We start from the raw sequence: 6,281 nt of genomic DNA on the forward strand, positions 1-6,281 counted from the left end.
TAATCTAATGATAAAGATGGTGAAACATGACAGGATGAATCAATCAGAATTAGTAAGTAATTAAGTGACTACCTCTAAAATTTTATTATTAAAAAGGTGATAACTATAGATTTCATCGTTCCAAACTATACAATACATATAAGTATTATTCAATCCATCTCTTCCACTCCATCCATTTGACCTGTTGAAACGAAAGTTACCAACTCCAATTGTCCTTAAATTTTCATTATGAATAAGTAGCGATGCTTTTTATGACTATTAAAATGATTAACTTCAATTTCAGCATTTACATTTTCTGTTATTAGCATATCAATTCCTCTATTCCCGCTAGTGTCAATATTAGCTCCAACTAGCGGTCTAGAGAACTTACCATCGATTAAACATCGAAAAGTGTTTTCTCCTGTCATGGTAATAGGTGGTAGTAAACTTTCTTGAGATGGTGGGTCGTCGCTGTCGCAAGCGATAAGATTATAGTGAAACCGCAATAAATGCGGTTTGACAAATCGTTAAAGAAATTTTTCATAATTAATATGTTTTAAACTTTCTCAAAAGCGGTGCTTTTAAAATACAATCTACAAATCTTAAAACAAACCCTACTCACCAGCCTCAAACCCTTCATCCACAAGATGGTTAGATGTATTCAATGCAGCATTAACGGCAAGAGCATCACATCGTTCATTAATAGGATGATCATTGTGCCCTTTTACCCATTGCATTTTAGGTTGTGTACGATTGTAGACTTTTAAGAAACGTTTCCATAGGTCTGGATTCTTCACATTTTTCCATTTGCGTTTTATCCAGCCTGCCATCCAGTTTTTGTTAATAGCATCACTTACATAACGACTGTCTGTAAAAACAGTGATAGCTACTTTATGATCTGGTTTTATCTTTTCTAGCGCCTCTATAACTGCAAGTAGTTCCATGCGATTATTAGTAGTCTTGCGATAACCTTGAGAAAATTCTTTTTTAAAGTTCTTTCCTACGGCTATCATCACTATTCCATAACCTCCTGGTCCTGGATTACCACGAGAAGATCCATCTGTATATATGTGTACCTGATCCATTATTTAAGTAATTCTTCTATAGTCTTAGCAAAATGATTTTGTTCTAATTCATGAATTTTTGCTGCAAGATCTTCAGCGGTATCAGTTGGGTCTATAGAACAAGTAGCTTGCTTAATGATCGCGCCCTCGTCATAATTTTCATTCACATAATGGATAGTTATTCCACTTTCTCGCTCATTATTTTCAATTATTGTACGGTGTACATTCATACCATACATGCCTTTACCACCATAATTAGGTAATAAAGCTGGATGAATGTTAATAATTTTATTTGGAAATAATTGCACGAGACTTTCTGGAATTTTCCACAAAAATCCTGCTAACACAAGTAAATCAGGCACTTCTGCCTTTAAAAGAGTTTCTACTGTTCCTCCTTTTGCAAAAGCAGATCTATTAAAAGACATCGCAGGAATACCAAATTTGCTCGCTCTTTCTAAGGCAAATGCTTGAGGATTATTAGACAAAACTAAAGAAATCTGAACAGAATCTACCCTATTAAAACGATCCATAATAGACTGAGCATTAGTGCCATTACCACTTGCAAAAATTACTATTTTCTTCATAAATATATTTGGCAGGCTTGTTGCTCAGCCAGTGATGAGTTAGTTATTATTATCAAAATAAATGAAATTGCAAGTTAACTCAAATGACTAAAACATGGTATTAACCCAAAGTTTGTTATTTTTGCGGTTCATTTAAAATTAAAATTAGATTATTATGTCAGACATTGCATCAAGAGTAAAAGCGATTATCGTAGACAAATTAGGTGTTGACGAAAATGAAGTTGTAACAGAAGCAAGCTTCACAAACGACTTAGGCGCAGACTCACTAGATACAGTTGAGTTGATCATGGAATTCGAAAAAGAATTTGATATCCAGATCCCAGATGACCAAGCTGAAAACATAGCTACAGTAGGTCAAGCTGTTTCATACATAGAAGAAGCAAAAGCGTAATTTATATTACATGGAATTAAAGCGAGTTGTCATAACAGGAATGGGCGCCCTTACTCCTATAGGGAATAACCTACAAGAATATTGGGAGGCGTTAAAAGCTGGTAAGAGCGGTTGCGCTCCTATCACATACTTTGATACGGAACTATTCAAGACAAAATTCGCTTGTGAGATCAAGAACTTTACGGTTACTGATTTCATAGACCGCAAGGAAGCTAGGCGTATGGATCGATTTGCACAGTATGCACTGGTAGCAGGCGATGAAGCGATAGCTGACTCTGGATTAAATATCGACTCTATTGATAAATATAGAGTCGGTGTTATCTGGGGTGCCGGAATAGGTGGTCTAGAAACATTTCAGGAAGAGGTTAAATCATTTGCTGCTGGTAATGGTACACCACGATTTAATCCTTTCTTCATACCAAAAATGATTGCAGATATAGCTCCTGCCCATATTTCTATAAAATATGGCTTTATGGGACCTAACTACACTACAGTATCTGCTTGCGCATCGAGTGCAAATGCTATGCTCGACGCCGTTAATTATATTAGACTAGGACATTGTGATGTTATAGTAACAGGCGGCTCTGAAGCTGCTGTTGCACAAGCAGGTATGGGCGGTTTTAACGCCATGCATGCCTTATCAACTCGCAATGAAAGTCCTGAAACTGCTAGTCGCCCCTTTGACGCTACCAGAGATGGTTTTGTACTAGGAGAAGGCGCTGGTGCTCTAGTTCTAGAAGATTATGAATATGCAAAAGCTCGTGGAGCAAAAATCTATGCCGAGGTAATAGGCGGTGGTTTCTCTAGTGACGCATATCACATTACAGCTCCAGATCCAGAAGGACGAGGCGTTATAGCGGTAATGAAAAATACACTTCAAAATGCAGGAATCAATGCTGAAGACGTGGATCATATTAACACACATGGAACTTCTACACCTCTAGGTGACGTTGCAGAGTTAAAGGCGATTAAAGCCGTATTCGGTGATCACGCTCCTAACATAAGTATTAATTCTACTAAATCTATGACCGGTCACCTTCTAGGTGCTGCTGGCGCTATAGAATCTATTGCAAGTGTAATGGCTATCAATGAAGGAATTATACCACCGACCATTAATCATACCACTGTAGATGAAAATATAGACCCATCCTTACGACTGGTGTTAAATAAACCAGAAAAAAGAGAGGTTAACATTGCATTGAGTAACACTTTCGGTTTCGGTGGACACAATTGTTGTATTGCCTTTAGAAAGATCTAAACCGATCTTTTAATCCGTATGAATAGAATACGCAAAATTTTTAAATCTCAAAGTAAGCCTCATACTAACGAGATATTATCTAGCGCTGTTAAGAAAATAACAGGTCTCAAGGCAAAGAATATTTCCTTATATGAAACTGCTTTCACCCATAAATCTATGGGATTAAAGACAGATAAAGGCTTTGTACAAAGTTATGAACGTCTTGAATTTTTAGGAGATGCTATTCTAGGTGCTGTTATAGCAGAGTATATTTACAATGAGGTACCCAGCGGTGACGAGGGTTATCTTACAAAAATGCGATCTAAAATCGTAAGTAGAGAACATTTAAATGAATTAGGTAGAGACTTTGGCCTTATAGATCATGCACAGACACAGGTTCCTACGGGCAATTTTGGTGCAAATATTCACGGTAATTTATTTGAAGCCCTCGTAGGAGCTGTTTATCTGGACCGTGGTTATGTGGTTTGTAAAAAATTTATTTTTAAAAAAGTTATAAAGCCCTACGTAGATATTGAAAAACTAGATGGTAAAGTTATTTCTTATAAAAGTTTATTGATAGAATGGTGTCAAAAGCACAAAAAGAAATTTGATTACGATACTTATGAAGACACAGGTGCTAGCGAGGTAAGACATTTTTCAGTTAAACTTTCTATAGATGGCCGTGTAATTGCAAAAGCTAGAGCCACATCTAAGAAAAAGGCTGAAGAAAAAGCAAGTAAAAGGGCATTCTTTGCTTTGCAAGATAAATTCTAGAAACTTTAATTAAGAATATTTTAGTTTACGTTTCTCGCTTTCGCGAAAGCGATATAATATCAAATACCTAAAATACTACTATAACTACTATCGTTTTCGTAATTATTTACATTTAATTATAGTAAATAGACGGTGAAGTTGCACATGGTATTCTTAAATTAGCAAGGTTTATAATTTCAAACACATGGCGGTTCACAAATTAATGGATTGGGAATTAGATAAGGAGCCTTTCATATTAATTGCTATTCACTCTATCATAGAGCCCTATAGAATGGCTTTTCTAATCAATAGGTTTTTACACGTTAATTTTGCAAGAACTGCCGTAGATCAAGATATTATAGAACCTGCTTATACTGCAAATTATCCAGTATATAAACATTTTGACAAAGAACATAATGCACCATTCTATTTGATACCTAATAAGTACTGGGGAGTTTCTAATGAAGAATCGGAATCGTTAAGTTTATTTGATAAAAAAGATGCGTCGCAAGTTCAAACAGTACTAATTAAGGAGTACGGGAACGTAGACTATTTGCTTAAAATTGAGAAAGAAGAAGATTTTTTCCCGCTCAAAGAATTGATACATACTCTTGGGGAGATACCTCAAGTTCTTAGTGTCTATACTGTAGACATTTTTAAAATAAAACAACAAGATTATTTAATATTTGAATAATGTCAAAAAACAAAAAAACAAAAATCGTCGCAACTCTGGGACCTGCTACCGCTTCAAAGCAAGTATTACTAGATATGATGAAAGCTGGTGTTAATGTGTTTAGAATCAACTTTTCACATGCAGACCATGAAGATGTGAGAGAACGTGTACAATTGATACGCGACATTAATAAAGAGCATGGATTTGCTACTGGTATTTTAGGTGATTTACAAGGCCCTAAATTGCGTGTAGGTGTTATGAAAGAAGAAGTTATTGTTCACCCAGGTGATCAAATAACTATTTCTACAGGAGAGCCCTTTAAAGGTACTGCAGAGCGTGTTTATATGAATTACGAACATTTTCCTAGAGATGTAAAAGCTGGAGAACGCATTTTACTAGACGATGGTAAACTTATGTTTGAGGTAATCTCTACAGATGGCGTAAAAGATGTTGTTACAAAGGTTATTCAAGGTGGCCCTTTAAGATCTAAAAAAGGGGTTAACCTACCACAAACTGACATATCTCTTCCCGCTCTAACAGAAAAAGATATAGTAGATGCCGTTTTTGCATGTGAGCTACAAGTAGACTGGATGGCACTATCATTTGTACGACACAGTCGTGATTTAATGGAGCTACAAGAATTGATAAGTGAACACTCTGAGGAGAAGATTCCTATTATCGCAAAAATAGAAAAGCCAGAAGCCGTTGAGAATATTGATAAAATTGTGGCTTACTGTGATGGTTTAATGGTGGCTCGTGGAGATCTAGGTGTAGAAATACCAGCGCACGAGGTACCGTTAATTCAAAAAACATTAGTTCTTAAGGCTAAGAAAGCTCGTATTCCTGTAATTATTGCTACACAAATGATGGAAACGATGATTACTAGCCTTACTCCTACTAGAGCAGAGGTGAACGACGTAGCAAACTCTGTCATGGATGGTGCAGATGCTGTGATGTTATCTGGAGAGACGTCTGTAGGTCAGTACCCTGTTCAAGTGATTGAAAAAATGGCTAGTATATGTAGAGCTGTTGAAGACAGTGAATTGATATCTGTTCCTTACAGCGCACCACACATCAAGACCAAAAGATATATTACTAAATCAGTATGTTATCACGCTGCAAAAATGGCCGATGAAATAGATGCAAAAGCAGTTACTACCATGACTAATTCTGGTTATACCGCATTCCAGATCAGTGCATGGAGACCAGATGCTCATATACTCACTTTTACTAGCAACCACCGCATACTTACACAGTTAAGTCTGCTTTGGGGTGTAAAAGCATTTTTTTATGACCGTTTTGTAAGTACAGATGAAACTATAAAAGATGTAAACAAATTTGCAAAAGAAAAGGGTTATGTAGAAAAAGGTGATTTCTTAATTAATCTTGCCGCGATGCCAGTGACAGATAAAGGAATGGTAAATACCCTAAGAGTTTCTGAAGTAGAATAAAGGAACTTTTAAATATCGTATAGAAAGCCTCATCTGTTTACATGAGGCTTTTTTTTAGTTTTTCTTGAGTCCTAATACCAATTTAGTTCTTAAATGCCGCATAAAAAGCTTTTAGATAATGATGATTTCCTGTGATTGATTTTATAGTT

Annotated in this window: 8 protein-coding genes; 5 read left to right on the plus strand and 3 right to left on the minus strand. The window is 36.0% G+C overall.

Features of this window, described 5'->3' with window-relative positions; translation table 11 throughout:
* Nucleotides 1-215: 215 nt before the first annotated feature.
* From Q0838_RS13910 to Q0838_RS13920, 3 genes are all read right to left on the minus strand, one after another.
* On the minus strand, nt 216-485 hold the full coding sequence (locus Q0838_RS13910; RefSeq protein ID WP_298956417.1) for a hypothetical protein: 270 nt from the start codon (nt 483-485) through the stop codon (nt 216-218).
* A gap of 108 nt (nt 486-593) precedes the next feature.
* On the minus strand, nt 594-1,064 hold the full coding sequence (gene rnhA / locus Q0838_RS13915) for a ribonuclease HI (RefSeq protein WP_298956419.1): 471 nt from the start codon (nt 1,062-1,064) through the stop codon (nt 594-596).
* On the minus strand, nt 1,064-1,627 hold the full coding sequence (locus Q0838_RS13920; RefSeq protein WP_298956422.1) for a phosphoribosylglycinamide formyltransferase: 564 nt from the start codon (nt 1,625-1,627) through the stop codon (nt 1,064-1,066). The genes rnhA and Q0838_RS13920 overlap by 1 nt, the downstream gene beginning before the upstream one ends.
* A gap of 154 nt (nt 1,628-1,781) precedes the next feature.
* On the opposite strand from Q0838_RS13920, the gene Q0838_RS13925 reads away from it, so the two are divergent.
* The 5 genes from Q0838_RS13925 to pyk all read left to right on the plus strand — a co-directional run bounded on the left by Q0838_RS13925 (nt 1,782) and on the right by pyk (nt 6,132).
* Nucleotides 1,782-2,018, plus strand: coding sequence for an acyl carrier protein (locus Q0838_RS13925; protein ID WP_015361896.1), 237 nt, complete (start codon nt 1,782-1,784; stop codon nt 2,016-2,018).
* 10 nt (nt 2,019-2,028) lie between these two features.
* Nucleotides 2,029-3,276, plus strand: a complete 1,248-nt coding sequence (gene fabF / locus Q0838_RS13930) for a beta-ketoacyl-ACP synthase II (RefSeq protein WP_298956448.1) — start codon at nt 2,029-2,031, stop codon at nt 3,274-3,276.
* Nucleotides 3,277-3,294: 18 nt separating this feature from the next.
* Nucleotides 3,295-4,029 carry a ribonuclease III gene (rnc, locus tag Q0838_RS13935; protein ID WP_298956451.1) on the plus strand — a complete coding sequence of 245 codons (735 nt, stop codon included), beginning with the start codon at nt 3,295-3,297 and terminating at the stop codon, nt 4,027-4,029.
* A gap of 184 nt (nt 4,030-4,213) precedes the next feature.
* Nucleotides 4,214-4,702: an IPExxxVDY family protein gene (locus tag Q0838_RS13940; RefSeq protein WP_298956454.1), complete on the plus strand. Its 489-nt coding sequence runs from the start codon at nt 4,214-4,216 to the stop codon at nt 4,700-4,702.
* Nucleotides 4,702-6,132 carry a pyruvate kinase gene (gene pyk / locus Q0838_RS13945; RefSeq protein ID WP_298956458.1) on the plus strand — a complete coding sequence of 477 codons (1,431 nt, stop codon included), beginning with the start codon at nt 4,702-4,704 and terminating at the stop codon, nt 6,130-6,132. Before Q0838_RS13940 ends, pyk begins: the two co-directional genes overlap by 1 nt.
* The last annotated feature ends 149 nt before the right edge of the window (nt 6,133-6,281 follow it).

It is taken from the genome of uncultured Nonlabens sp. (assembly GCF_947495285.1).
Classification (GTDB): domain Bacteria; phylum Bacteroidota; class Bacteroidia; order Flavobacteriales; family Flavobacteriaceae; genus Nonlabens.